Source organism: Pseudomonas sp. PGPPP1 (assembly GCF_002255865.1).
GTDB classification, from domain to species: Bacteria; Pseudomonadota; Gammaproteobacteria; order Pseudomonadales; family Pseudomonadaceae; genus Aquipseudomonas; species Aquipseudomonas cremoris.
Genome location: NZ_NKIG01000009.1, coordinates 24011 through 48031, shown reverse-complemented (window position 1 = coordinate 48031; position 24021 = coordinate 24011). Strand labels below are relative to the sequence as shown.

Genomic DNA, 24021 nt, shown 5'->3' with positions numbered 1-24021 from the left:
GGCAGGGGAAATCGCTCTTTAGACTACCGAACCTAAATGAGAGTAATTGTAATTTAGACTCGGATGCATCCTATGCCACAGCCCATTACATTGCCTACACCCCGCAGCCACGCGCTGCAAAATACCCTGGCCCCGATGTTCGGCTTGCTTGCCGCCGGCAGCGTGACTCCGGTTGCCTGGGCCGACGCCTCAACCGCCACCCCCCAGGATTCGGTGCTGAGCCTGCCGGAAATCAAGGTCGACGGTGAAGCCACTTCCACGTTCAAGGTGGACCGGGTGACCTCGGCAAAAATCAGCCAGCCGCTGCTGGATGCACCGCAAAGCGTGACCATCGTGCCGCAGCAGGTGCTCAAGGAGCAAAACGCGCAAACCTTGCAGGAAGTGCTGCGCAACGTGCCGGGCATCACCTTCATGTCCGGCGAAGGCAACCTGGGCTGGGGCGACCTGTTTTCGATTCGCGGCTTCTCATCCGAGCAAAGCCTGACCGTCGATGGCGTGCGCGATGCGGGCATGTCCACACGCACCGACACGTTCAACCTGCAGCAGGCGGAAGTGTTCAAGGGCACCGGGTCCATTGAGTCCGGCGTTTCTGCCGTCGGCGGCAGCGTCAATCTGGTGAGCAAAGAAGCGCACCTGGGCGACGCCAATCGCGTGTCTGCCGGTATCGGCACCGATGCCTATCGCCGCCTCACCGCCGACCTCAATAAACAGTTGAACGACACCACCGCCGTACGCATCAACCTGATGAAGCACTACAACCAGGTGTCCGAGCGTGACGACGTGGACTACGACCGCTGGGGCATTGCGACCTCGTTCGGCTTCGGCCTGGGCACCGACACGCGCTTCTTTATCGACACTTTCTACCAGAAAGACACCAACACCCCGGACGGCGGCGTGCCGATCCAGCGCGGCACTAACGGCGACCGCATGCCCGGCGTGAAACGCTCCAACTGGTACGGCGACTCCAGCCTCTATACCCAGGAAAACAAAACCACGTCGCTGACTGCGCGCTTTGAACATGACTTCGATTGGAATGACGCGCACCTGCGCAACCAGACCCGCTGGGAGCGCAGCGACAACTTCGCGGTGCTCTCTCCGGCGCGCTTTTTCGCCGCCGATGCCAACGGCCAGAAAACTTGTACCGGCGCTCGCTGTGCGACGTTGGGCTACACCGGTGTAGGCCCGACCAGCCAAGTGCCGGGCAGCACGGTGAATGCCTACACCGACTACGTCAATAACAGCAACACGGCCTACGGCATCCTGCGCGGCAGCGATTTTGGTTTGTCCAAGCGATACACCATCCTGGATAACCAGACCGACTTCAGCTTTGCGTTCAACACCGGCAGCCTGCAACACGCGGTGGTCTCGGGCCTGGAGTTCTATCACGAGACCTACGGCGGCCTGAAACGCAACGCCGAAGTGCCGGCCGGCAACATGTTGTTCGACATGGCCGACCCCAGCCATAGCTTCGCCAGCACCTACGTAACCAAGGGCGTCGGCGAGCCGCGCTCGGTGATCGACAACGCCGGCATCTATTTGGGCGACACCGTCACCCTCAATGAACAATGGCAAGTGCTGGGTTCACTGCGTTACGACAACTGGGACGCTGAAACCCGCCAGCGCGGCCAAGCCACCACCAGCAGCAGCGACGGAGCGGTCAGTGGCCGTGTTGGCGCGGTGTTCAAACCGTTGCCCAACGGCAGCATCTATGTGTCCTACAGCGAAGCGGCGCAACCGTCGGCACTGGGCGCGTCCACCAACAACCAGATCTACGGCGCGGCGAGCACCAGCAACTACAGCCCGGCCAAATCCAAGACCTATGAACTGGGCACCAAGTGGGACATCGCCCACGACATGCTCAACGTCACCGCAGCGATCTTTCGTACAGAGCTGGAAAACTCCTGGGAGTACCAGGACGGCGAATCGGCCCCGGTACGCGCCCTGCCCGCTAAACGGGTAGACGGCATCGAACTGGGCCTGCAAGGCAATATCACCCCGCGCTGGACCGCCTACAGCGGCTTCTCGGCACTCAAGAGCGTACAGACCAAGGGCATCAACAAAGGCGCAGAAGCCAAGAACGTGCCTGACCTGACCGCCAACCTGTGGACCACCTACGCCGTCACCGATGCCCTGAGCCTGAGCTACGGCGAGCAGTACGTGGGCCGACGCCGCTACAGCGACAACAAGTACGTGGGTGGCTTGAACAACAACAGCAGCTACGCCAACGGCCCGTCCGGGGTGAACGCCATCTACGTGCGCGACAACGAGAAAGCCCCCGGCTACTGGCTGAGCAACGTGGCGGCGCAATACAAGGTAAACAAGGACACCACGGTCAACCTCAACCTCAACAACGTGTTCAACAAATTCTATTACAGCCAGGTGGGCGCCTCCCTCGACGGCTTCCAGCTCTACGGTATTCCCGGGGCCGGACGCACCCTCACCGCCAGTGTCGATTATGAGTTCTAAATTCCCTCTATCAGGAGCCCTTGCCATGTCCAAACCCCGTCACCTGCTCAAGCTCGGCGTGCTGTTCGCCGCGCTGGTCATCGGCCACGTCGAGTCCGCCGCCGCCCAGGAAGTCACCGATGTGCTGGGCCGCAAGGTCGAAGTCACCGATCACGTCAAACGTGTGGTGCTCGGCGAAGGCCGGTTGATTTCGGCATTCGCCCTGTTGGACAAGGACGCACCGTTCCAGCGCATCGTCGGCTGGCAGAACGATTTGAAGCTGCTGGACCAGCACACCTACAACGCCTATGTGGCGAAATTTCCGACGGTGAAGGACATTCCACTGATCGGCCAGGCGTCGGAACAAAGCGTCAGTGCCGAGGAAATCCTGTCGCTTAAACCGGATCTGGCGGTGTTCAGCATCTCTGGCCACGGCCCTACCGAACACAGCCCAGTCGCTGATGTGCTGGCCAAGGCCGGCATTCCTGTGCTGTTTGTCGACTTTCGCATCAACCCGGTACAAGGCACCCACGCCAGCATGAACGCGCTGGGCCAGGCATTGGGTCGCGAAGCCCAGGCCAAGGCATTCCTGGACTTCTATGACGCGCACATCAAGGTCATCACCGACGCCGTGGCCACCCTGCCTGCTGGCCCACGCCCAAGCGTGTTCCTTGAACTGCTCGCCGGCGCCTGGCAAGCACCGGGCCACACCACCGGCCAGAGCGGCATGGGGGAAGTGATCAAGTTGGTGGGTGGACGCAATATCGCCGCCGACGTGGTGCCCGGAGCGCTGGGAGATATCAGCGTGGAGTACGCGCTGAAGGCTGATCCGGATGTGTATGTCGCCACTGGCAACCACAAACCGGGTCTGATCCTGGGCGCTGGCGTGACCACCGACGAAGCCCGCGAGGCCTTTGACCGGGTGCTGGCGCGTCCGGAATTCGCCAACCTTCGTGCAATTCGCGAGGGCAATTCCCACGGCTTGTGGCACGACTTCTACAACTCGCCGTACAACCTGCTGGCCATTGAAGCGCTGGCCAAGTGGGTGCACCCGCAGGTGTTCGCCAAGCTGGACCCGCAGGCGACCATGGAGCAGATCAACGGGCAATTCCTGGGGATGCCGTTGCAGGGTGCCTACTGGATCGACAGTAGAAACAAGTAAACACGATCAAACAGGTGGGAGCTGGCTTGCCTGGGATAGCGGAGTGTCAGTCGCTGAATAAGTCGACTAATACACCGCTATCGCAGGCAAGCCAGCTCCCACATTTGGATCCTCATTTTTTCCAGATTGTATGAGCCACATGACCTCTCAAACCCTCGACCTCGCCAGTGCCACCCACGGCTACCGTCGCCTGCTGGCACGGCGTGCGTGGTTGCTGGCCCTGCTCGGCACTGCGCTGGCCTGCGCCATCCTCGTGGACCTGGCCAGCGGCCCGTCGGGCATGGGCCTGCTGGCCTTGCTCGACGGAATTGTGCACCCCTCCCATTTGAGCGCCACCGACCAGGTGATCATCTGGAACGTGCGCCTGCCCTATGCGTTGATGGCCGTGCTGGTGGGGTGCGCGCTGTCGCTGGCCGGGGCCGAGATGCAGGCGATCTTGAATAACCCGCTGGCCAGCCCGTTTACCCTGGGCGTGTCGTCGGCGGCGGCGCTGGGTGCGTCCTTGGTGATTGTATTTCCGGTGACCACCCTGTGGGTGTCGGCTAACACCGCGATCTCCGTCTCGGCGTTCATCTTCGCAGCGGCCTCAGTGTTTTTACTGCAAGCCATGTCCCGCCTGCGCGGCGCCGGGGTGGAAAGCCTGGTGCTGTTCGGCATCGCCTTGGTGTTCAGTTGCAACGCGGTGGTGGCCTTGCTGCAACTGGTGGCCACCGAAGACGTGCTGCAACAACTGGTGTTCTGGACCCTGGGCAGCGTCACCCGCGCCAACTGGGACAAACTCGGCATCCTGGCCCTGGTGGTCGCGGTGGTGCTGCCGTTTTCCTTCACCGCCGCGCCGCGTCTGACCTTGCTGCGCATGGGCGAAGACCGTGCACAAAGCTTTGGCGTGGACGTGAAGCGCCTGCGGTTTTTCTCGTTGCTGCGCATCAGCCTGTTGTCGGCTACCGCCGTGGCGTTTGTAGGCACTATCGGATTTATCGGCCTGGTGGGTCCGCATATCGCACGGATTCTGGTGGGCGAAGACCAGCGCTTCCTGCTGCCGGCCAGCGCCTTGACCGGTGCGTTGCTGCTGTCGCTGTCGTCGATTGCCAGCAAGCTGATCATGCCCGGTGTGATCGTGCCGGTGGGTATCGTTACGGCATTGGTGGGTGTGCCGATTTTTGTGGTGTTGGTGTTCAAGCGCGGGAGGCAGTTATGAGCAAGGGGTTGAGCATCCACAACGCCAATATCAGTTATGGCCGTCGGCAGATCGTGCATGACCTGAGCCTGCCGCCCCTGCCGCCTGGCAGCTTGACCGCACTGATCGGCCCCAACGGCGCCGGCAAGTCGACCTTGCTGCGTGCCGTGGCCGGACTGGAAAAGATGCAAGGCGTTGTGCGACTGGGTGACCTGGACTTGTCGGCCATGTCGGTGGCTGAACGTGCACGACGTGTGACGTACATGCCGCAAAACCTGCCGCCGGGGTTGAGCCTCAGTGTGATGGAAAGCGTGATCGCCGCCTTGCGCGTGGCCAATGTGGACGGCATTCCGTTGTCCGGCGACGCTTGCCTGCGTGAAGCCTTCGAGGCGTTGCAGCGCATTGGCATCGCCCATCTGGCGGACCAACTGCTGAGCACGTTGTCCGGCGGCCAGCGCCAACTGGTCAGCCTCGCCCAACTCATCGCCCGTCGCCCCCAGGTCATGCTGCTGGACGAACCCACCAGTGCCCTCGACCTCAACTACCAATTGAAAGTCATGGAATGTGTGCGCGGTCTGGTGCGTGAACACAACTTGATTGCCGTGGTGGTGCTGCACGACATCAACCTGGCCGCGCGCTTCGCCGATCGCATCGCCGTGTTGCGCCAGGGCCGCTTGTACGCCAGCGGCAAAGCGGATGACGTGCTCGACCCACTGCTGTTTGCCGAGGTCTACCGCGTGCAGGTGCGTATTGAGCGCTGTTCACAGCAGTCGTTGCAGGTGCTGGTGGACGGGGCCGTGTGATTTGCTTCTAAGGGTATGCGCAAATGTTTCATTGAATTTTCGTACACCCAACATCACCTATACCTACAGGCATTCGCTCAATTGGAGAGCTTCATGATCGACCTGTATTACTGGACAACCCCCAACGGTCACAAAGTGTCATTGTTCCTGGAAGAAGCCGGACTGCCCTACGAGGTGCACCCGATCAATATCGGCCAGGGCGACCAGTTCAAGCCAGATTTCCTGAAGATCGCTCCCAACAACCGCATTCCGGCCATCGTCGATCACCATCCGTCCGACGGTGGGGCGCCGATTTCGCTGTTTGAATCCGGCGCAATCCTGCTGTACCTCGCGGAAAAAACTGGCCAGTTCATCCCACAAGACCTACGCGGTCGTCAGGAAACCCTGCAATGGCTGTTCTGGCAAATGGGCGGTTTGGGGCCAATGGCGGGGCAAAACCATCATTTCAGTCAGTTCGCACCGGAAAAAATCCCCTACGCGATCAAGCGCTATGTAGACGAAACCGCGCGCCTGTATGGCGTATTGGATCGGCGTCTGGCAGACCGTGCGTTCGTGGCGGGCGAGGCCTACAGCATTGCCGATATGGCGATCTACCCGTGGATTGTTTCCCACAAGTGGCAGAGCCAGCGGTTGGAAGATTTCCCACATGTGCATCGCTGGTTCAACAGCATCAAGGAGCGGCCGGCGACCATCAGGGCCTATGAACTGGTGCAAAAGGTCAACCCGCCAAAACCCTGATCTAACGTCTCACGCGGTCAAACTGTGGGAGCGGGCTCGCTCGCGAATGCGGTGTATCAGTCAATGCAGATGTGACTGACCCACCGCATTCGCGAGCATGCCCGCTCCCACACTTAAATCTCCTCCCGTCTCACGTTCTCACCCAATTGCCAAAACTCCCGCTTGCGTCGTTTCGCCGCGCTCACTAACGTAGCGCCTTTACTGACGCTACCCCCCGCAGGAGCTTTGCCATGGCCTCGCCAGCCCTCTCACATTTTCTTCCCCGGTTCGGCGTTGCCGCGGCAGTGGCCAGTGCGTTAAGCCTGGCCGGTTGCCAGCTCCAGAGCACCCAGGACACCCTGCCGCCGGTTGCCGGCGTGCAGCCGATCAAAGGCTTGGCACAAAACGTGTCGGTGCGCCGCAATGCCCAGGGCATGCCGCTGATCGAAAGTAATACCTTCCACGACGCGCTGTTCAGCCTCGGTTACGTGCACGCCAGTGATCGCATCACCCAGATGGTCACCCTGCGCCTGCTCGCCCAGGGCCGCCTGGCGGAAATGTCCGGGCCCGAGGTGCTGGATGTCGACCGTTTCATGCGTGCGGTCAACCTGAAAAAAAGCGCTGGCGAGTTGTATAACGCCTCGTCGCCGCGCCTCAAGCGCTTCTTCGAAGTGTATGCGCGTGGCGTCAACGCCTACCTGTTCCGCTACCGCGACAAGCTGCCGCCAGACCTGGCCCAGACTGGCTACAAGCCGGAATACTGGAAGCCAGAAGATTCGGCGCTGCTGTTCTGCCTGCTGAATTTCAGCGAGTCGGCCAACCTGCAGGAAGAAATTTCCTCGCTGGTGCTGGCGCAAAAGGTCGGCGTCGACAAACTCGCCTGGCTCACACCGAGCGCGCCGGATGAAGCCATCCCACTGGCCGAGGCCGAAAAACTCAAAGGCGTGAACCTGAGCCAGATCACCGGCCTTGCTGGGTTGGACACCGTCAGCCAGCAACTGAGCAGCCTCAACGCGTTGGCCGTCACCACGTCGAGCAACTGGGCGATTGGCCCGCAACGCAGCCGCAGCGGCAAAAGCCTGCTGGCCAGTGACCTCGCTGCCCAGCCGCAAGCGCCGTCGCCGTGGAGCTACGTGCAGATTCGCGCGCCGAAATACCAGGCCGTTGGTGCCTCGATTGCCGGCTTGCCGACCCTGTTGTCTGGCTTCAACGGCAAAGTCGCGTGGAGCATGAGCACCGTCAAAGGCGACACCCAGGACCTGTTCCTGGAGAAGGTCAAACGCCAAGGCAGCGCGCTGTACTACGAGAACAACGGCAAATGGCTACACGCCGGCGTGCGTAACGAAACCTTCTTCATCAAAGGCCAGCGCTCGATCCGCGAAGTGGTGTACGAAACTCGTCACGGCGCCCTGCTTAACAGCAGCCAGGCGCTGACCAGCGGTTTCGGCCTGGCCCTGCAAACCGCCGACTTCAAGGACGACAAGAGCCTGGACGCGTTCTTCGACCTGTCCCGCGCGCAAAACGCTGGCAAGGCCTCGGACGCCACCCGCGAGATCCGCGCCATCGCCTTGAACATGATCTTCGCCGACGCCAGCAACATTGGCTGGCAAGTCACCGGCCGCTTCCCCAACCGCCGCGAAGGCGAAGGCCTGCTGCCCTCGCCAGGCTGGGATGCGCGCTTTGACTGGGACGGCTACGCCGACGCGATGCTGCACCCGTATGACCAGGACCCGCCACAAGGCTGGATCGGCACCGCCAACCAGCGCACCGCTCCGCGCGGTTATGGCATGCAGTTGTCCAATTCGTGGGATGCACCGGAGCGCAGCGAGCGCCTGGCGCAACTGGCCAATGCCGGTAAGCATGACAGCCGCAGCATGATCGCCATGCAGTACGACCAGACCACCACCTTCGCTGCCAAGCTCAAGACCATGTTCCAGTCGCCGGGCATGGCCCAGCCGTTGAAACAGGCGATCGATGCGCTGCCGGCCGCCGAGCAGACCAAGGCACGCGAGGCACTGAGCCGCCTGATGGCCTTCGACGGTCGCCTGGTGTCGACGTCCGCCGACGCCGCACTCTACGAACTGTTCCTGCAGGAAAGCGCCAAGCAGATCTTCCTCGACAAGCTCGGCCCGGAAAACAGCGCCAGCTGGAAGGCGTTTGTCAGCACTGCCAGCCTGTCCTACTCGGCCACCGCCGACCACCTGCTGGGCCGCGAAGACAGCCCGTTCTGGGACGACACACGTACCCCGCAGAAAGAAGACAAACCGGCGATCCTCGCCCGCACCCTGGCGGCAGCAATCACCGCTGGCGACAGCCAACTGGGCGCCGATCGCAAGGCCTGGCAGTGGGGCAAGTTGCACAGCACCACCTGGAAAAACATCAACGGCCAAGTGATTCGCGGCCCGTTGGCCAGTGGTGGCGACCACAACACCTTGAACCCGGCGCCGTATAGCTGGGGCCAGGATTTCAACACGAGCCAAGTACCGGCGTTGCGCATGATTGTCGATTTTGGCCAACTGGAACCGATGATGGGCCAAGGCGGTATCGGCCAGTCCGGCAACCCGGCCAGCCCGAACTATGCCAATGGCATCGACCCGTCGCTCAAGGCGCAATACCTGAGCTTCCCGATGCAGCCGCAGAACTTTGAGAAGGTGTACGGGAAGACCAGGCTCACCCTGACTCCCGGTAAATAACCCGATCTAAATGTGGGAGCTGGCTTGCCTGCGATGACGGTCTATCAGTCAACGGTGCATCAACTGACAGATCGCCATCGCAGGCAAGCCAGCTCCCACATTTGATCGTGCGTAATCCAATAGAACTTCTCCCCCCACCCTCTCCTCCTACCTGATAAGCCCATCGCCCCCGGCACCGCCCATGGACCTTGTCATCGCCCGCCCCGAAGGCATCTACTGCGCCGCCGGCGACTTCTATATCGACCCCTGGCGTCCAGTGGAGCGGGCAGTCATCACCCATGCCCACGGCGACCACGCCCGTACCGGCAACCAGCACTACCTGGCCGCCGCCCCCGGCGAAGGCATCCTGCGCTCACGCCTGGGCCAGGACATCAACCTGCAAACCCTGGCCTACGGCGAACGGCTGGACCATCACGGCGTCACCCTGAGTTTCCATCCCGCCGGGCATGTGCTCGGTTCGGCCCAGGTGCGCCTGGAATATCGGGGCGAAGTCTGGGTTGCATCCGGCGACTACAAGGTGGAGCCCGATGGCACCTGCGCACCCTTTGAGCCGGTGCGTTGCCATACCTTTATCACCGAGTCGACGTTCGGCCTGCCAATCTACCGTTGGCAGCCCCAGGCGCAGGTCTTTGCCGGAATCAACGATTGGTGGCAGGCCAATATCGCCGCCGGCAAGGCCAGCGTGTTGTTCTGTTATTCCTTTGGTAAGGCTCAACGGATCCTGCATGGCATCGACGCCAGCATCGGCCCGATCCTCAGCCACGGCGCGGTAGAGCCGTTGAACCGCGTCTACCGCGAAGCCGGTATCTACATCCCGGAAACCCTCTACGCCGGGGACTTCCAAAAGACCGACCCGCTACTGCGCCACGCCCTGATCATCGCCCCGCCCTCCGCCGGCGGCAGCAGTTGGATCAAGCGCTTCGGTGACTACAGCGATGCCTTTGCCAGCGGTTGGATGCGCCTGCGTGGCACGCGCCGGCGGCGCGGCGTTGACCGGGGCTTTGTACTGTCAGACCACGCCGACTGGCCCGGGCTGTTGTGGGCCATCGAACAAACCGGTGCCGAACGGGTGATGGTGACCCACGGTTCTGTCGGCGTACTGGTGCGCCACCTGCGGGAAAAAGGCCTGGATGCCCAAGGCTTTTCTACCGAATACGGCGATGACGAAGAAGAGGCCAGCGTATGAAAGCGTTCGCCGAGCTGTACGCCAACCTCGACGCCACCACCTCCAGCAACGCCAAGCTCGCGGCCTTGCAGGCCTACTTTCGCCAAGCCCCGCCGGAAGATGCCGCGTGGGCGGTGTACTTTCTCTCCGGTGGTCGGCCTCGGCAACTGGTGCCGAGCCGACTGCTGCGGGATATGGCCACCGAAGCGGCCGCAATCGAGCCGTGGTTGTTTGAAGAAAGCTATCAATCCGTGGGCGACCTGGCCGAGACCATTTCGCTGCTGCTACCGGACTATCCCTACACCTCCCAGGATGGCCTCGCGGTGTGGCTGGAAGAAAAACTGCTGCCGCTGCGTGGCCTGCCGCCCCTGGAGTTGGCTGAACGCCTGCCCGCGTTATGGGCGCAACTGGATCAACCAAGCCTGATGGTGTGCATCAAGTTGATCACCGGTAGCTTTCGCGTCGGCGTGTCCAAATTGCTGGTCACCCGCGCTCTCGCCGCCCTCGCCGACCTGGACAGTAAACGCGTGGCGCAACGGCTGGTGGGCTACACGGATTTGTCCAATCGCCCTACGGCTGAGGGGTACCTCAAGCTGATCGCTGCCGAATCGTCCGACGAACACGCGCAACGCGGCGGTCAGCCTTATCCATTTTTTCTTGCCCACGGATTGGCGCAACCGCTGGAGCAATTCGACACCCTGCTCGGTTCCCCCGCCGACTGGCAAGTGGAGTGGAAGTGGGACGGCATCCGTGCGCAACTGGTCAAACGCGAAGGTCGCCTGTGGGTCTGGTCACGCGGCGAAGAACTGGTCACCGAGCGATTCCCCGAACTCCACGGCCTGGTGAGCGGCCTGCCGGATGGCACGGTGATCGACGGTGAAATCGTGGTGTGGAAAAACGCAGTGCAACCCTTCGCCTTGCTGCAACAGCGCATCGGTCGCAAGACGTTGAGTAAAAAAGTCCTCGAGGACGCACCCGTGGCGGTCCTCGCCTACGACCTGCTGGAACATCAGGGCGATGATTGGCGCAACCACACCCAGGCCGAACGCCGCGCCCAACTTGAGCAGGTAATAACTCAATGCAATCAGCCTGTGCTGCGCGCCTCACCATTGTTGACGGGCGCCACCTGGCAAGACCTGGCCGAACAGCGTGAGGCGTCCCGCAGCCTCGGCGTGGAAGGCATGATGCTCAAGAATCGCCAAGGCCTGTATGGCGTGGGCCGGACCAAGGACATGGGTCTGTGGTGGAAGTGGAAGGTCGACCCGTTCAGCGTCGATGCCGTCTTGATCTACGCCCAACGCGGGCATGGTCGGCGCGCCAGCCTCTACAGCGACTACACCTTCGCCGTGTGGGACGGACCGCCTGGCAGCGAGCGAACGTTGGTGCCGTTTGCCAAGGCGTATTCCGGGCTCACCGACGAAGAAATGCGCAAGGTCGACGCCATTGTGCGCAAGACCACGGTGGAGAAATTCGGCCCGGTCAGCAGCGTGACGCCCAGCATGGTGTTTGAACTGGGGTTCGAAGGGATTGCCCTGTCCAAGCGGCATAAGAGTGGGATTGCGGTGCGGTTTCCACGGATGTTGCGGTGGCGGCAAGATAAAGCGGTGGAGGAAGCGGACAGTCTCGCCACGCTGCAGGACCTCCTGACCTGACACATATCCCCTGTGGGAGCGGGCTTGCTCGCGAATGCGGTGTGTCAGTTAACTGATCTGCGACTGATACACCGTATTCGCGAGCAAGCCCGCTCCCACATTTTGAACCTCGCCAGACCCAAAATAGTGCACTGAATTTTTAGTGCCCACTTTCGGGCATCTCCTACACTCAGGTCTCCCTATTCCCACCTTTTAAAACGACCATTCGGAACTATGGTGCAGAAATTGCTACTTGTGTTGCGTCTGACACCGTTCAGTAACAGTCCTAAACGCGCCACAAGCGCTTATCTTGGTTTCCAGGGATTACATAATGAAAAAAGCATTGCTGACCCTTTCTGCACTGGCTCTGTGCATGGCCGCAGGTTCCGCGCTGGCCAAGGAATACAAGGAACTGCGTTTTGGTGTCGATCCGTCCTACGCACCGTTTGAATCCAAAGCCGCCGACGGCAGCCTGGTGGGCTTCGATATCGACCTGGGCAATGCCATCTGTGCCGAGCTGAAGGTCAAGTGCAAGTGGGTCGAAAGCGACTTCGACGGCATGATTCCTGGGCTCAACGCCAACAAGTTCGACGGTGTGATTTCCTCGATGACCGTGACCGAAGCCCGTGAAAAGGCCATCGACTTCTCCAGCGAGCTGTTCTCCGGCCCGACGTCCCTGGTGTTCAAAAAAGGCGCGAACTACTCCACGCCTGAATCCCTCAAGGGCAAGTCCGTGGGCTACGAACAAGGCACCATCCAGGAAGCCTACGCCAAGGCTGTGCTGGACAAGGCCGGTGTGACCACCAAGGCGTACGCCAACCAGGACCAGGTCTACGCTGACCTGACTTCGGGCCGTCTGGACGCTTCGGTGCAAGACATGCTGCAGGCAGAACTGGGTTTCTTGAAGTCGCCAGCCGGCGCTGACTACGAAGTCAGCAAGGCCATCGACGACCCGTTGCTGCCTTCGAAAACGGCGGTCGGTATCAAAAAAGGTAACAAAGACCTCAAGGCCTTGCTCGATAAAGGTATCAAAGCGTTACACGATGATGGCACCTACGCCACCATCCAGAAGAAACACTTCGGCGACCTGAACCTGTACAGCGGTAAATAACACCCTGGCGCCCACTTTTTTTGCAGTGGGCGCTTTTTTATTGCCATCAGGTCCTGAATTCATGTTTGAAGATCTTTTGCAAACCCTGGGGCTGGGTGCTTTCAGCTTGAAGGGGTTCGGTCCACTGTTGCTGCAAGGTACGTGGATGACCGTCAAGCTGTCGGTCGCTTCCTTGGCCGTCAGCGTGCTGCTGGGCCTGCTCGGTGCCAGCGCCAAATTGTCCAGCGTGCGCGTATTGCGCATCCCCGCCCAGCTCTACACCACCTTGATTCGCGGCGTGCCCGACCTGGTGCTGATGCTGCTGATTTTTTACAGCCTGCAGATCTGGCTGACCGGTTTAACCGACTTCATGGAATGGGACTACATCGAGATCGACCCATTCAGCGCCGGGGTGATCACCCTGGGCTTTATCTACGGTGCCTATTTCACCGAGACGTTTCGCGGCGCGATACTCGCCGTGCCCCGTGGCCAGCTGGAAGCTGCTACCGCCTACGGGCTTAAGCGCGGCCAGCGGTTTCGCTACGTGACGTTCCCGCAGATGATGCGCTTTGCCCTGCCGGGTATCGGCAATAACTGGATGGTCATGCTCAAGGCCACGGCGCTGGTGTCGATCATCGGCCTGGCAGACTTGGTCAAGGCTGCCCAGGACGCGGGCAAGAGCACGTATCAGCTGTTCTATTTCCTGGTGGTGGCTGCGTTTATCTACCTGTTGATCACCAGTGCCTCCAACTTCGTCCTGCGCAGGCTTGAACGTCGCTACTCCGCCGGGTGTCGGGAGGCCGTACGATGATCGAACTTCTTCAGCAATACTGGCGGCCCTTCCTTTATAGCGACGGCCAGCACATCACCGGGCTGGCCATGACAATGTGGCTGCTCAGTGCCTCGTTGGTCATCGGGTTCCTGGTATCGATCCCGTTGTCCATCGCGCGCGTCTCGCGCAACCGTGCGGTGCGCTGGCCGGTGCAGTTCTACACCTACCTGTTTCGGGGGACGCCGCTCTATATCCAGCTGCTGATCTGCTACACCGGGATCTACAGCATCGCGGCGGTGCGCGAGCAGCCGATGCTGGACGCGTTCTTTCGCGATGCGATGAACTGCACGATCCTGGCCTTCGCCCTGAACACGTGCGCCTACACCACGGAGATTTTCGCCGGGGCGATCCGCAGCATGGCCCACGGCGAAGTCGAAGCCGCAAAAGCCTACGGCCTCAGCGGCTGGAAGCTGTATGCCTACGTGATCATGCCGTCGGCCCTTCGGCGCTCGCTGCCGTACTACAGCAACGAAGTGATCCTGATGCTGCACTCGACCACCGTGGCCTTTACCGCGACGGTGCCCGACATTCTCAAAGTGGCGCGGGATGCCAACTCGGCCACTTATATGACCTTCCAATCATTCGGCATCGCTGCGCTGATCTATCTGACCGTGACCTTTGCGTTGGTCGGCCTGTTTCGCCTGGCAGAGCGCCGCTGGCTGGCCTTTCTCGGGCCGAGCCACTAAGGAGCGTGTATGCGTCATCAGGTGCATGAACTGATCGCGCCGGTGCCAGGAACGGCGCGGCAGATCCACAGTTTCCACTTCGGCCCGGAGCGGGCCGCAGGCAAGATCTACATCCAGTCGTCGCTGCATGCCGATGAGCTGCCGGGCATGCTGGTGGCGTGGCACTTGAAGGTGCGTCTGGCGGAGCTAGCCGCGGCCGGACGCCTGCGCAGTGAGATCGTACTGGTGCCCATCGCCAACCCGGTGGGCCTGGAACAGGTATTGATGGACATCCCGCTGGGCCGCTATGAGTTGGAGAGCGGGCAGAACTTCAATCGCCTGTTTGTCGACCTCAGTAACGCGGTAGGTGACCAGGTCGAGAGCTTGCTCGGCGACGATCCCCTGCATAACGTCGATCTGATCCGCGACGCACTCTGCGCCGCCCTGGCCGAACAAACCGCCAGCACCCAATTGCAATCCCAACGCCTGGTGCTGCAACGCCTGGCTTGCGATGCGGACATGGTGCTGGACCTGCATTGCGACTTCGAAGCCGTGGCACACCTGTACACCACGCCCGAGGCCTGGCCACAGGTGGAACCGCTGGCACGCTATATCGGCTCGGAGGCGAACTTGCTCGCGACCGATTCCGGCGGGCAATCCTTCGATGAATGTTTCACCTTGGTGTGGTGGCAATTGCAGCAACGCTTCGGCGAGCGCTTCCCGATTCCCATGGGCAGTTTTTCGGTGACCGTCGAGTTGCGCGGCCAAGGCGACGTCAATCACGGCCTGGCCGCCCTCGATTGCCAGGCGATCATCGACTACCTGATCCATTTCGGCGCCATAGCTGGCGACGCCGCGCCGCTGCCCGAGCTGCCCTACCCGGCCACACCGCTGGCAGGGGTTGAACCGGTTGCCACACCGGTGGGCGGCCTGCTGGTGTTCAGCGCCTTGCCCGGGGAATACCTGGAGGCCGGGCAACTGATCGCCGAAATCATCGACCCCATTTCCGACCGCGTAACGCCTGTGCACTGCCAGAAGGCCGGCCTGCTTTACGCCCGTTCGCTACGCCGCATGGCCACTGCCGGGATGGTCATCGCCCATGTCGCAGGCACCGAGGCCTACCGCAGCGGCTATCTACTTTCGCCTTGAGGATGCACGCCCCATGTACAAATTGACCGTTGAAGGCCTGCATAAAAGCTATGGCGACAATGAGGTGCTCAAAGGCGTCTCGCTCAAGGCCAAGACCGGTGATGTGATCAGCCTGATCGGCGCCAGCGGCTCGGGCAAAAGCACGTTTTTGCGTTGCATCAACTTCCTGGAAACCCCCAACGACGGCGCCATGACCCTGGATGGTCAGCCGATCCGCATGGTCAGCGACCGCCACGGCATGCGCGTGGCCGATGATGCCGAGCTGCAACGCCTGCGCACGCGGCTGGCGATGGTGTTCCAGCACTTCAACCTGTGGAGCCACATGAGTGTGCTGGAGAACATCACCATGGCGCCGCGCCGGGTGCTGGGCTGCAGCAAGAAAGACGCCGAAGACCGTGCCCGTCGCTACCTGGACAAAGTGGGTCTACCTGCGCGCGTGGCCGACCAATACCCGGCGTTTCTCTCTGGCGGGCAGCAGCAACGGGTGGCCATCGCCCGCGCGTTGGCGATGGAGCCTGAGGTGATGCTGTTCGACGAACCCACCTCGGCCCTCGACCCGGAGCTGGTGGGCGAAGTACTCAAGGTGATCCAGGGCCTGGCCGAGGAAGGCCGCACCATGATCATGGTGACTCACGAGATGAGCTTTGCACGCAAAGTGTCGAGCCAGGTGCTGTTCCTGCACCAGGGGCTGGTGGAAGAGCAAGGTGCGCCGGAGGAGGTGCTGGGCAACCCCAAGAGTGAGCGCCTGCAGCAGTTCCTGAGTGGCAATTTGAAGTAAACCTTTGCCCACTCTGGAAGGTCTGTGGATTAAGCCTTCCAGAGTGTCAGCCGCGTGGCAAAACCCATCGATTTCGCCAAACCCTGGTTTGCCGCCAAAGGGTGGAAGCCATTCGCCTTTCAAAAAGCCGTCTGGGCCGCCGTCAAAACGGGCCAGTCGGGGTTACTGCATGCGAGCACCGGTGCGGGTAAAACCTACGCCTTGTGGTTTGCCGCCCTCAATCGTTTCGCCCTTACCCGCGCGCCCGCTGTCGGTAAACGCAAACCGCCTGCCGAACCGCTGACCGTGCTGTGGATTACGCCCATGCGCGCCCTCGCCGCCGACACCGCGCGCGCCCTGGAAGCGCCGCTTGCGGCCTTGCAGATTCCCTGGAGCATCGGCCTGCGCACCGGCGATACCAGCAGCAGCGAGCGTGCGCGCCAGACCCGCCGCCAGCCCACGGCACTGGTGACCACCCCGGAAAGCCTGACGCTGATGCTCGCCCGCGCCGACAGCGAAGCGAGCCTGGCGCACCTGCGCATGGTGGTGGTGGATGAATGGCACGAGCTGATCGGCAACAAACGTGGCGTGCAGTTGCAACTGGCATTGGCACGGCTGCGGCGCTGGCATCCGGAACTGATGGTGTGGGGCATTTCAGCGACACTGGGCAATCAATCCCACGCCTTGGACGTCTTGGTCCCACACGGTGACGGGATCAATGTACAGGGGCAAACCGCCAAGGAACTGCGGGTCGACACCTTGCTGCCACCGGTTGCCGAGCGTTTTCCCTGGGCCGGGCATATCGGCTTGAAGATGCTGCCGCAAGTGGTGGCCGAGGTGGACGCCAGCAGCAGTTGCCTGGTGTTCACCAATACGCGGGCACAGTCGGAAATCTGGTATCAAGCGCTGCTCGACGCGCGTCCCGATTGGGCCGGTGTGATTGCCCTGCACCATGGATCGCTGTCGCGGGAAACCCGCGACTGGGTGGAGCGGGCCTTGAAAGACGGTCAACTCAAGGCCGTGGTGTGTACGTCGAGCCTGGACCTGGGGGTGGATTTTTTGCCGGTGGAGCGTGTACTGCAGATCGGTTCGGCCAAAGGCGTGGCGCGCCTGATGCAACGCGCCGGGCGCTCGGGGCATGCGCCTGGGCGACCATCGCGGGTGACGCTGGTGCCGACCCATAGCCTGGAGTTGGTGGAAGCTGCGGCGGCGCAGGATGCGATCGCCCAGCGGCGCATCGAAGCGCGAGAATCGCCTCACAAGCCGCTGGACGTTCTCGTACAGCATCTGGTGAGCATGGCGCTGGGCGGCGGGTTTACACCGGATGCGCTGCTGGCGGAAGTACGCGAGGCCTGGGCGTACCGCGACCTGACAGATGAAGAGTGGGCCTGGGCCCTGGGGTTTGTGCGCCATGGCGGTTTGTCCCTGACCGCTTACCCCGATTACCGGCGCGTAGAGCCAGACGAACACGGCATCTGGCGCGTGCCCGATGCGCGGTTGGCGCGTCGCCATCGGATGAGCGTGGGCACCATCGTCAGTGATGCGAGTATTCAACTGAAATTCTGGAGCAAGGGCGGCGGCGGCAAGAACCTGGGCAGTGTCGAGGAAGGGTTTATCGCGCGGCTCAAGCCGGGTGACGGTTTTCTGTTTGCCGGACGTTTGCTGGAGCTAGTGCGCGTGGAAAACATGACCGCCTACGTACGCCGCAGCACCGCTAAAAAAGCCGCCGTGCCGCGCTGGAATGGCGGGCGCATGCCGCTTTCCAATGAATTGGCGCAGGCGGTCGTCGAGCGTTTTGATGCGGCGGCGCACGGGCACTTTGACGGCCCGGAGATGCGGGCGGTGCAACCGCTATTGCAGACACAGTTGCGCTGGTCCGGCTTGCCGACAAGGTCGCACTTGCTGGCAGAAGCGTTGAAGTCACGAGAGGGCTGGCACCTGTTCCTCTACCCTTTCGCTGGGCGCCAGGTGCACTTGGGGCTGGCTAGCCTGCTGGCATGGCGGGTCAGTCAGCAGCACGCCGTGACCTTTTCGATTGCGGTCAACGATTACGGTCTGGAGTTGTTGAGCGCCACCGAGTTGGATTGGCCTGCGCTGCTGGACGATGCGCTGCTCAGCCCTGAACATTTACTGCATGACGTTGCGGCCAGCTTGAATGCCGGGGAACTGGCGCTGCGTCGTTTTCGCGAGATCGCACGCATTGCCGGGCTGGTGTTTGCCGGCTACCCAGGGGCGCCGAAGAGCACTCGGCAGGTGCAGGCATCCAGCGGCTTGTTCTTCGAGGTGTTCAAACAATATGACCCGCAGAACCTCTTGCTCACCCAGGCAGGGGAAGAAGTCCTGCGAGATGAGTTGGATATTCGTCGGCTGGAAGAGACATTGCGCCATCTGTCGGCACTGACGCTGGACCTGCACCTGATCGAACGGCCCACCCCCCTGGCCTTCCCACTGCTGGTGGAGCGGATGCGCGAAAGCATGAGTTCGGAAAAACTCTCGGAGCGCATTGCGCGGATGGTCAAGGACCTGGAAAAAGTCGCGGATAACGGGAAGCGCTGATGCATTGCTCACTGCTGCTTGAGGGTGAAGAACTGTGGTTGCTGGCGGAAAAGGCAGTGTACTGGCCAGTGCGCCGCTGCCTGTTGATTGCTGATGCGCATTTTGGCAAGGCTTCGGCTTATCGCAGCCTGGGGCAACCGGTACCGCAGGGGACCACCACTGCCAACTTGGAGCGACTGGACCGGCTGTTGTCGGCGCATGCATGCGAGCACGTGATATTTCTCGGGGATTTCCTGCACGGCCCCGGCTCTCACGCCAGCGGCACCTTAAGCGCCTTGCGGGCCTGGCGCGAGCGTCGTGCGGGGCTACGCCTGACCCTGATTCGCGGCAATCACGATAAACGCGCGGGCGACCCACCGCTGGACCTGAACATTGAGGTGGTTGCAGAGCCGCTGTTGATGGGCCCCTTTGCCTTGCAGCACGAACCAGACGCTCATACCAGCCACCACGTACTAGCGGGGCATGTGCATCCGGTGTATCGCTTGCGCGGCAAGGGCCGGCAGAGCTTGCGCCTGCCGTGTTTCCAGATCGGCACGCGACTCAGCCTGCTGCCTGCATTTGGCGCGTTTACAGGTGGATATGCGGTGCAACAGGACAATGACCGCCGAATCTTTGTGATTGGCGATCATGAAGTCTGGCCAGTGGGCTAGAGATCAGGCGACAGGTGCGGGAGGTGGCTCGTCCGGCAACGTCGGCTCACCGGGTTCGGTAGGCTGGGGGTAATCCGGCTCGGGCTGGCCGGGAATGCCGCCCGCGTAAGCGGGATCGGCCATCAGGGACCAGGCCAGAACGCCAATCTGGTTGGGTTCAAGTCGGGCAAGTTCGGCGCTGATTCGCGGGTTGATCTTCATGAAGTACTCCTCAAGCGTTGCTCGACGCGTTTTGCACGCGCCGAGGCAGTACACCCAATAGAGTCACTTCCCGCAGACAAATTCCCTTTACGTGTAAGACCTTTCGATCAAGCGCGTGGGAGAGTGACGCCGCGCTGGCCCTGATACTTGCCTGCACGGTCTTTGTACGACACTTCGCAGGCTTCGTCGGACTGCAGGAACAGCATCTGCGCCACGCCTTCGTTGGCGTAGATCTTCGCCGGCAAGGTGGTGGTGTTGGAGAATTCCAGGGTCACGTGGCCTTCCCACTCCGGCTCCAGCGGCGTCACGTTGACGATGATGCCGCAGCGCGCGTAGGTGCTTTTACCCAGGCAGATGGTCAGCACGTCACGGGGAATACGAAAGAACTCCACGGTGCGTGCCAGGGCGAACGAGTTGGGAGGAATAATGCAGACGTCGCTCTTGACGTCGACGAAGCTCTTTTCGTCGAAGTTCTTGGGGTCGACGATCGCCGAGTTGATGTTGGTGAACACCTTGAATTCATCGGCGCAGCGCACGTCGTAACCGTAGCTGGAAACACCATAAGAAATCACCGGGGCATCGCCCTGGCCACGGATCTGCCGCTCGACGAACGGTTCGATCATGCCGTGCTCTTGCGCCATGCGGCGAATCCACTTATCCGATTTGATGCTCATGGCGGGTGTCCTGAATAGCGAGGTGAAAAAATTCTGTGGGGCATCTTACCGGGGCCGGCGCTGGGGTTCAAAGGCCACGGGACTTTTGTTGATGAATGTCTCGGCAGCAGGTGCTGCAGCTAAAGCCGCAGCCAGCGGGGCCGGCGTCCGTATTGCCACGCCTGGTGACTGTAAATACCACCGCCAGTCACGAAAATGGAGAAACCTTCGGAAATACCATTGGCACGTTCCGGAAAAAGGGTTAAGGTGGCGCCACTGTGCTGCTTGTGTCACTGAGAATCTCTACACGATATGTTGAATTTCGATCCAACCATCTCCAAGAATTTTTCCTGCTCTTTGCACTCAGTCTCGGCCAGGGCTTTTCCTGAGTCGCAGTTAACTTTGTCCAAGGAGATACACCATGTCTAATCGCCAAACTGGTACCGTTAAGTGGTTCAACGATGAAAAAGGCTTCGGCTTCATCACTCCACAATCCGGTGACGACCTGTTCGTTCACTTCAAAGCTATCCAATCCGACGGCTTCAAAAGCCTGAAAGAAGGCCAACAGGTTTCTTTCATCGCTACCCGCGGTCAGAAAGGCATGCAAGCTGAAGAAGTTCAAGTTATCTAACTTGTACTGACTTAGTCGAAAAGACCCCGCCCTTAAAAGCGGGGTTTTTTTATGCCTGGAATTTGGTAGCAGGCACAAAAAATGTGGGAGCAAAGCTTTATGTGGGAGCTGGCTTGCCTGCGATGCTAACGCCTCGGTGTATCAGTTACACCGAGGTGATGCTATCGCAGGCAAGCCAGCTCCCACACAAGCCCAGCTCCCACACTTTCTTCACAGCAAATCGTTATTGAAACAACGACTCACTCGACAAGCCATTCTTCTCCAGGATCTCACGCAGGCGCTTGAGCCCTTCTACCTGGATCTGCCGCACCCGCTCACGGGTCAGGCCGATCTCCAGGCCTACGTCCTCCAGGGTGCTGCTCTCGTGGCCACGCAGGCCGAAGCGGCGAATCACCACCTCGCGCTGCTTGTCCGTGAGCTCAGACAGCCACTGGTCAATGCTTTGGGAAAGATCATCGTCCTGCAACAGCTCACAGGGATCTGTAGGGCGATCATCCGTCAGGGTGTCCAACAGGGTTTTATCCGAATCCGGACCCAGCGAGACATCGACCGAAGACACCCGCTCGTTCAGGCCAAGCATGCGCTTGACCTCCCCTACCGGCTTTTCCAGCAGGTTGGCGATTTCTTCGGGCGAAGGTTCATGATCGAGTTTTTGAGTAAGCTCACGCGCCGCCCGCAGGTAGACGTTGAGCTCCTTGACCACATGGATCGGCAAACGAATCGTACGGGTCTGATTCATGATCGCCCGTTCGATGGTCTGGCGAATCCACCAGGTGGCATAGGTTGAAAAGCGGAAGCCCCGCTCAGGGTCGAACTTCTCCACCGCCCGGATCAAGCCCAGGTTGCCCTCCTCGATCAGGTCCAGTAGCGACAGCCCACGATTGACATAGCGTCGGGCGATTTTCACCACCAGGCGCAGGTTGCTTTCAATCATGCGCTTGCGCCCAGCCGGATCGCCCTTCTGCGACAAACGCGCAAAATGGACTTCTTCTTCGGGAGTAAGCAGAGGGGAAAAGCCGATTTCATTGAGGTACAGCTGGGTCGCGTCGAGCGCCCGTGTGTAGTCAATGTACTTGTGTTGCTTTAACGCGGTGGAGTTCTTGGACTTGGTGCGAACTGAAGGTACAGCAGGTCCCTCATTCGACATCGATTCCGTAGCAATGCCGGTCTCCATAAGGAGAACCTCATCGTCGATGTCAAACTCCGGCGCTTCTTTACTGAGAGCCATTGTTATAGTCCTTTGGTGAGTTCGACCTCAAGCTCTAGCGACGCCTTTATCCTTGGCAACGCTTGAGCCTGTTCCTTCTACGTGAGGGAACAGGCTGGCAACATATCAACGACGGGGTAGGAATTGCAGCGGGTCTACAGGCTTCCCTTGACGGCGAATCTCAAAGTGCAGTTTCACCCGGTCTGTACCAGTTGACCCCATTTCGGCAATTGTCTGTCCGACTTTGACCTGCTGCCCCTCCCGAACCAACAGCCTACGGTTGTGGCCGTAAGCACTGACGTAGGTATCGCTGTGTTTGATGATGACCAGCTCGCCGTAGCCCCGTAAACCACTCCCGGCGTACACCACTGTCCCATCAGACGCAGCTAAAACAGGCTGTCCCAAATCTCCGGCGATATCAATGCCTTTATTCAAACTACCGTTTGAAGAGAATTTTCCAATCAGTACGCCGTTCGAAGGCCATCCCCAGCCCGTCGGAGCAGGCCCTGCAGGGGGCATAGGGGCCGGCGCGGGCTTGCTCGCAATCGTTGGCGAGGCAGTGCCTGCTGGCCTTGTGATGATGGTCGTTTTGCTCGAAGACGACGGTGAAGAAGCGGTGTTTGTCACCACCGTGGTAGGCGTTGAACCGGTGCGGCCGTCAAAGCGAATCGTCTGACCCGGATGTATCGTGTATGGCACAGGAATATTGTTACGGGCTGCAAGCGCCTTGTAATCCCAACCATAACGGAAGGCGATCGAGAACATCGTATCGCCCTTGCGTACCACATATTGCCCAGTGGTCACTGTCGGCTTTTGCGGCACGGCATTATTGCGATCAACCACCCGTGCGCCATTGCTTGACGTGCTGGAGCACGCGGCCAACAGGGAACTCAAGACAAGGCCAAGCACCAGTCGCTGAAAGCTTGTTTTACTCATACGCTGCGCAAGACCTGTGAGACTCACCCGCCGCTCCCTTTGTGGTGGCTGAACATGAATGCCTGTATCAGGCTTGAAATATGACGCAAGTATAACTGGGCATTGGAGTTTTACCGGCACACGACTGAAACGAAAAATTCATCGTGCTTAAACCAGCGCACTCATCATGTTGACTCTATAAACCCCGCTGTAAGACACATCCCCGCCAACAGAATTCACTGCCGACGAACAAATGATCAGGCCAGCGGGCCATTGAGCAACGGTACGAAGCGCACCGCGCCGAGTACATGCCGTGAAAAACCTTCGTCCTCACGAATAATGAGCATCAATTGTTGCACTTCGCCGGAGCCCACCGGGATGACCAACCGCCCGCCAGGCGCCAGTTGATCGAGCAACGCTTGCGGTACATCGGTGGCCACTGCGGTAACGATGATGCCGTTATAAGGTGCCAGCGCCGGCCAACCCTCCCAGCCATCGCCCCAACGGAACACCACATTGCGCAGGTTCAACTCCGCCAGGCGCTCCTTGGCTCGGTCCTGCAGAACCTTGATGCGCTCCACCGAGAACACCCGCTCCACCAGTTGCGACAACACCGCTGTCTGGTAGCCAGAGCCCGTGCCGATCTCCAGCACCTTGTCCAACGGGCCCGCCGCCAACAGCAGCTCGCTCATGCGCGCCACCATGTAAGGCTGGGAAATAGTCTGGTTGTGGCCAATGGGCAGCGCCGTATCTTCATACGCACGGTGGGCCAGGGCTTCATCGACAAACAGGTGCCTAGGGGTGCGCCGGATCACTTCCAGCACCTGGGCGTTGGACAGCCCCTCTTCGTACAAGCGCTGGATCAGACGCTCGCGGGTGCGCTGGGAGGTCATCCCGATACCCCGGCGCAGCAGGTCGTCTT

21 protein-coding genes are annotated in these 24021 nt (G+C 60.6%); 16 read left to right on the top strand and 5 right to left on the bottom strand.

The annotated features are described in order from the left end of the window. Positions 1 to 84 precede the first annotated feature (84 nt). From CFE47_RS12550 to pdeM, 15 genes are all read left to right on the top strand, one after another. The gene (locus tag CFE47_RS12550; RefSeq protein WP_286837625.1) at positions 85 to 2466 is read left to right on the top strand and encodes a TonB-dependent receptor; all 2382 of its coding nucleotides are present in this window, start codon (positions 85 to 87) and stop codon (positions 2464 to 2466) included. A gap of 25 nt (positions 2467 to 2491) precedes the next feature. Beyond that, positions 2492 to 3607: an ABC transporter substrate-binding protein gene (locus tag CFE47_RS12545; protein WP_286837426.1), complete on the top strand. Its 1116-nt coding sequence runs from the start codon at positions 2492 to 2494 to the stop codon at positions 3605 to 3607. A gap of 139 nt (positions 3608 to 3746) precedes the next feature. Continuing rightward, on the top strand, positions 3747 to 4805 hold the full coding sequence (locus CFE47_RS12540; RefSeq protein ID WP_286837424.1) for a FecCD family ABC transporter permease: 1059 nt from the start codon (positions 3747 to 3749) through the stop codon (positions 4803 to 4805). Then, a complete protein-coding gene (locus CFE47_RS12535) occupies positions 4802 to 5587 on the top strand; it encodes an ABC transporter ATP-binding protein (RefSeq protein WP_286837422.1) in 786 nt (261 codons plus the stop codon). Before CFE47_RS12540 ends, CFE47_RS12535 begins: the two co-directional genes overlap by 4 nt. Before the next feature lie 93 nt (positions 5588 to 5680). Then, positions 5681 to 6325 carry a glutathione S-transferase N-terminal domain-containing protein gene (locus tag CFE47_RS12530; RefSeq protein ID WP_286837420.1) on the top strand — a complete coding sequence of 215 codons (645 nt, stop codon included), beginning with the start codon at positions 5681 to 5683 and terminating at the stop codon, positions 6323 to 6325. Between the two features lie 230 nt (positions 6326 to 6555). Next, positions 6556 to 8997: a penicillin acylase family protein gene (locus tag CFE47_RS12525; RefSeq protein WP_286837418.1), complete on the top strand. Its 2442-nt coding sequence runs from the start codon at positions 6556 to 6558 to the stop codon at positions 8995 to 8997. 181 nt (positions 8998 to 9178) lie between these two features. Then, positions 9179 to 10183 carry a ligase-associated DNA damage response exonuclease gene (locus tag CFE47_RS12520; RefSeq protein ID WP_286837415.1) on the top strand — a complete coding sequence of 335 codons (1005 nt, stop codon included), beginning with the start codon at positions 9179 to 9181 and terminating at the stop codon, positions 10181 to 10183. Further along, positions 10180 to 11814, top strand: a complete 1635-nt coding sequence (locus tag CFE47_RS12515; protein ID WP_286837414.1) for an ATP-dependent DNA ligase — start codon at positions 10180 to 10182, stop codon at positions 11812 to 11814. Before CFE47_RS12520 ends, CFE47_RS12515 begins: the two co-directional genes overlap by 4 nt. Positions 11815 to 12124: 310 nt before the next feature. After that, on the top strand, positions 12125 to 12904 hold the full coding sequence (locus CFE47_RS12510; RefSeq protein ID WP_286837412.1) for a transporter substrate-binding domain-containing protein: 780 nt from the start codon (positions 12125 to 12127) through the stop codon (positions 12902 to 12904). Between the two features lie 61 nt (positions 12905 to 12965). Next, positions 12966 to 13694 (top strand): ABC transporter permease, encoded by a 729-nt coding sequence (locus CFE47_RS12505; protein ID WP_185707343.1) that lies wholly within the window; start codon positions 12966 to 12968, stop codon positions 13692 to 13694. Continuing rightward, entirely contained in the window at positions 13691 to 14401 is a 711-nt protein-coding gene (locus CFE47_RS12500) for an ABC transporter permease (RefSeq protein ID WP_185707345.1), read from the top strand. The genes CFE47_RS12505 and CFE47_RS12500 overlap by 4 nt, the downstream gene beginning before the upstream one ends. Before the next feature lie 9 nt (positions 14402 to 14410). Next, on the top strand, positions 14411 to 15529 hold the full coding sequence (locus CFE47_RS12495; RefSeq protein WP_286837409.1) for a succinylglutamate desuccinylase/aspartoacylase family protein: 1119 nt from the start codon (positions 14411 to 14413) through the stop codon (positions 15527 to 15529). 13 nt (positions 15530 to 15542) lie between these two features. Continuing rightward, positions 15543 to 16307, top strand: a complete 765-nt coding sequence (locus tag CFE47_RS12490; protein ID WP_286837407.1) for an ABC transporter ATP-binding protein — start codon at positions 15543 to 15545, stop codon at positions 16305 to 16307. A gap of 54 nt (positions 16308 to 16361) precedes the next feature. After that, positions 16362 to 18842 carry a ligase-associated DNA damage response DEXH box helicase gene (locus CFE47_RS12485; RefSeq protein ID WP_286837405.1) on the top strand — a complete coding sequence of 827 codons (2481 nt, stop codon included), beginning with the start codon at positions 16362 to 16364 and terminating at the stop codon, positions 18840 to 18842. After that, entirely contained in the window at positions 18842 to 19492 is a 651-nt protein-coding gene (gene pdeM, locus CFE47_RS12480; RefSeq protein ID WP_286837403.1) for a ligase-associated DNA damage response endonuclease PdeM, read from the top strand. The genes CFE47_RS12485 and pdeM overlap by 1 nt, the downstream gene beginning before the upstream one ends. Positions 19493 to 19495: 3 nt before the next feature. On the opposite strand, the gene CFE47_RS12475 is transcribed toward pdeM, so the two are convergent. After that, on the bottom strand, positions 19496 to 19693 hold the full coding sequence (locus CFE47_RS12475) for a hypothetical protein (RefSeq protein WP_065886112.1): 198 nt from the start codon (positions 19691 to 19693) through the stop codon (positions 19496 to 19498). A gap of 107 nt (positions 19694 to 19800) precedes the next feature. Then, a complete protein-coding gene (gene dcd / locus CFE47_RS12470; protein ID WP_010212421.1) occupies positions 19801 to 20367 on the bottom strand; it encodes a dCTP deaminase in 567 nt (188 codons plus the stop codon). A gap of 400 nt (positions 20368 to 20767) precedes the next feature. Here dcd and CFE47_RS12465 point away from each other — a divergent pair, with 400 nt between their 5' ends. Beyond that, complete coding sequence (locus CFE47_RS12465) at positions 20768 to 20977, top strand: cold-shock protein (protein ID WP_002554837.1); 210 nt, start codon at positions 20768 to 20770, stop codon at positions 20975 to 20977. Between the two features lie 223 nt (positions 20978 to 21200). Here the strand turns inward: CFE47_RS12465 and rpoS are convergent, their stop codons facing one another. The 3 genes from rpoS to CFE47_RS12450 form a co-directional block, all read right to left on the bottom strand. Next, complete coding sequence (rpoS, locus tag CFE47_RS12460; protein WP_025855149.1) at positions 21201 to 22205, bottom strand: RNA polymerase sigma factor RpoS; 1005 nt, start codon at positions 22203 to 22205, stop codon at positions 21201 to 21203. A 105-nt stretch (positions 22206 to 22310) separates the two neighbouring features. Further along, entirely contained in the window at positions 22311 to 23147 is an 837-nt protein-coding gene (locus tag CFE47_RS12455; RefSeq protein ID WP_286837399.1) for a peptidoglycan DD-metalloendopeptidase family protein, read from the bottom strand. 209 nt (positions 23148 to 23356) lie between these two features. After that, entirely contained in the window at positions 23357 to 23992 is a 636-nt protein-coding gene (locus CFE47_RS12450) for a protein-L-isoaspartate(D-aspartate) O-methyltransferase (RefSeq protein WP_177325361.1), read from the bottom strand. Positions 23993 to 24021: the final 29 nt, after the last annotated feature.

Excerpts from the sequence above, each read along its gene's own strand:
- CFE47_RS12490 (WP_286837407.1), top strand. The coding sequence starts at position 15,543 with ATGTACAAATTGACCGTTGAAGGCCTGCATAAAAGCTATGGCGACAAT.
- CFE47_RS12520 (WP_286837415.1), top strand. The coding sequence starts at position 9,179 with ATGGACCTTGTCATCGCCCGCCCCGAAGGCATCTACTGCGCCGCCGGC.
- rpoS (WP_025855149.1), bottom strand. The coding sequence starts at position 22,205 with ATGGCTCTCAGTAAAGAAGCGCCGGAGTTTGACATCGACGATGAGGTT.
- CFE47_RS12500 (WP_185707345.1), top strand. The coding sequence starts at position 13,691 with ATGATCGAACTTCTTCAGCAATACTGGCGGCCCTTCCTTTATAGCGAC.
- CFE47_RS12510 (WP_286837412.1), top strand. The coding sequence starts at position 12,125 with ATGAAAAAAGCATTGCTGACCCTTTCTGCACTGGCTCTGTGCATGGCC.
- dcd (WP_010212421.1), bottom strand. The coding sequence starts at position 20,367 with ATGAGCATCAAATCGGATAAGTGGATTCGCCGCATGGCGCAAGAGCAC.
- pdeM (WP_286837403.1), top strand. The coding sequence starts at position 18,842 with ATGCATTGCTCACTGCTGCTTGAGGGTGAAGAACTGTGGTTGCTGGCG.
- CFE47_RS12515 (WP_286837414.1), top strand. The coding sequence starts at position 10,180 with ATGAAAGCGTTCGCCGAGCTGTACGCCAACCTCGACGCCACCACCTCC.
- CFE47_RS12450 (WP_177325361.1), bottom strand. The coding sequence starts at position 23,992 with ATGACCTCCCAGCGCACCCGCGAGCGTCTGATCCAGCGCTTGTACGAA.
- CFE47_RS12495 (WP_286837409.1), top strand. The coding sequence starts at position 14,411 with ATGCGTCATCAGGTGCATGAACTGATCGCGCCGGTGCCAGGAACGGCG.
- CFE47_RS12505 (WP_185707343.1), top strand. The coding sequence starts at position 12,966 with ATGTTTGAAGATCTTTTGCAAACCCTGGGGCTGGGTGCTTTCAGCTTG.
- CFE47_RS12530 (WP_286837420.1), top strand. The coding sequence starts at position 5,681 with ATGATCGACCTGTATTACTGGACAACCCCCAACGGTCACAAAGTGTCA.
- CFE47_RS12540 (WP_286837424.1), top strand. The coding sequence starts at position 3,747 with ATGACCTCTCAAACCCTCGACCTCGCCAGTGCCACCCACGGCTACCGT.
- CFE47_RS12475 (WP_065886112.1), bottom strand. The coding sequence starts at position 19,693 with ATGAAGATCAACCCGCGAATCAGCGCCGAACTTGCCCGACTTGAACCC.
- CFE47_RS12535 (WP_286837422.1), top strand. The coding sequence starts at position 4,802 with ATGAGCAAGGGGTTGAGCATCCACAACGCCAATATCAGTTATGGCCGT.
- CFE47_RS12525 (WP_286837418.1), top strand. The coding sequence starts at position 6,556 with ATGGCCTCGCCAGCCCTCTCACATTTTCTTCCCCGGTTCGGCGTTGCC.
- CFE47_RS12545 (WP_286837426.1), top strand. The coding sequence starts at position 2,492 with ATGTCCAAACCCCGTCACCTGCTCAAGCTCGGCGTGCTGTTCGCCGCG.
- CFE47_RS12465 (WP_002554837.1), top strand. The coding sequence starts at position 20,768 with ATGTCTAATCGCCAAACTGGTACCGTTAAGTGGTTCAACGATGAAAAA.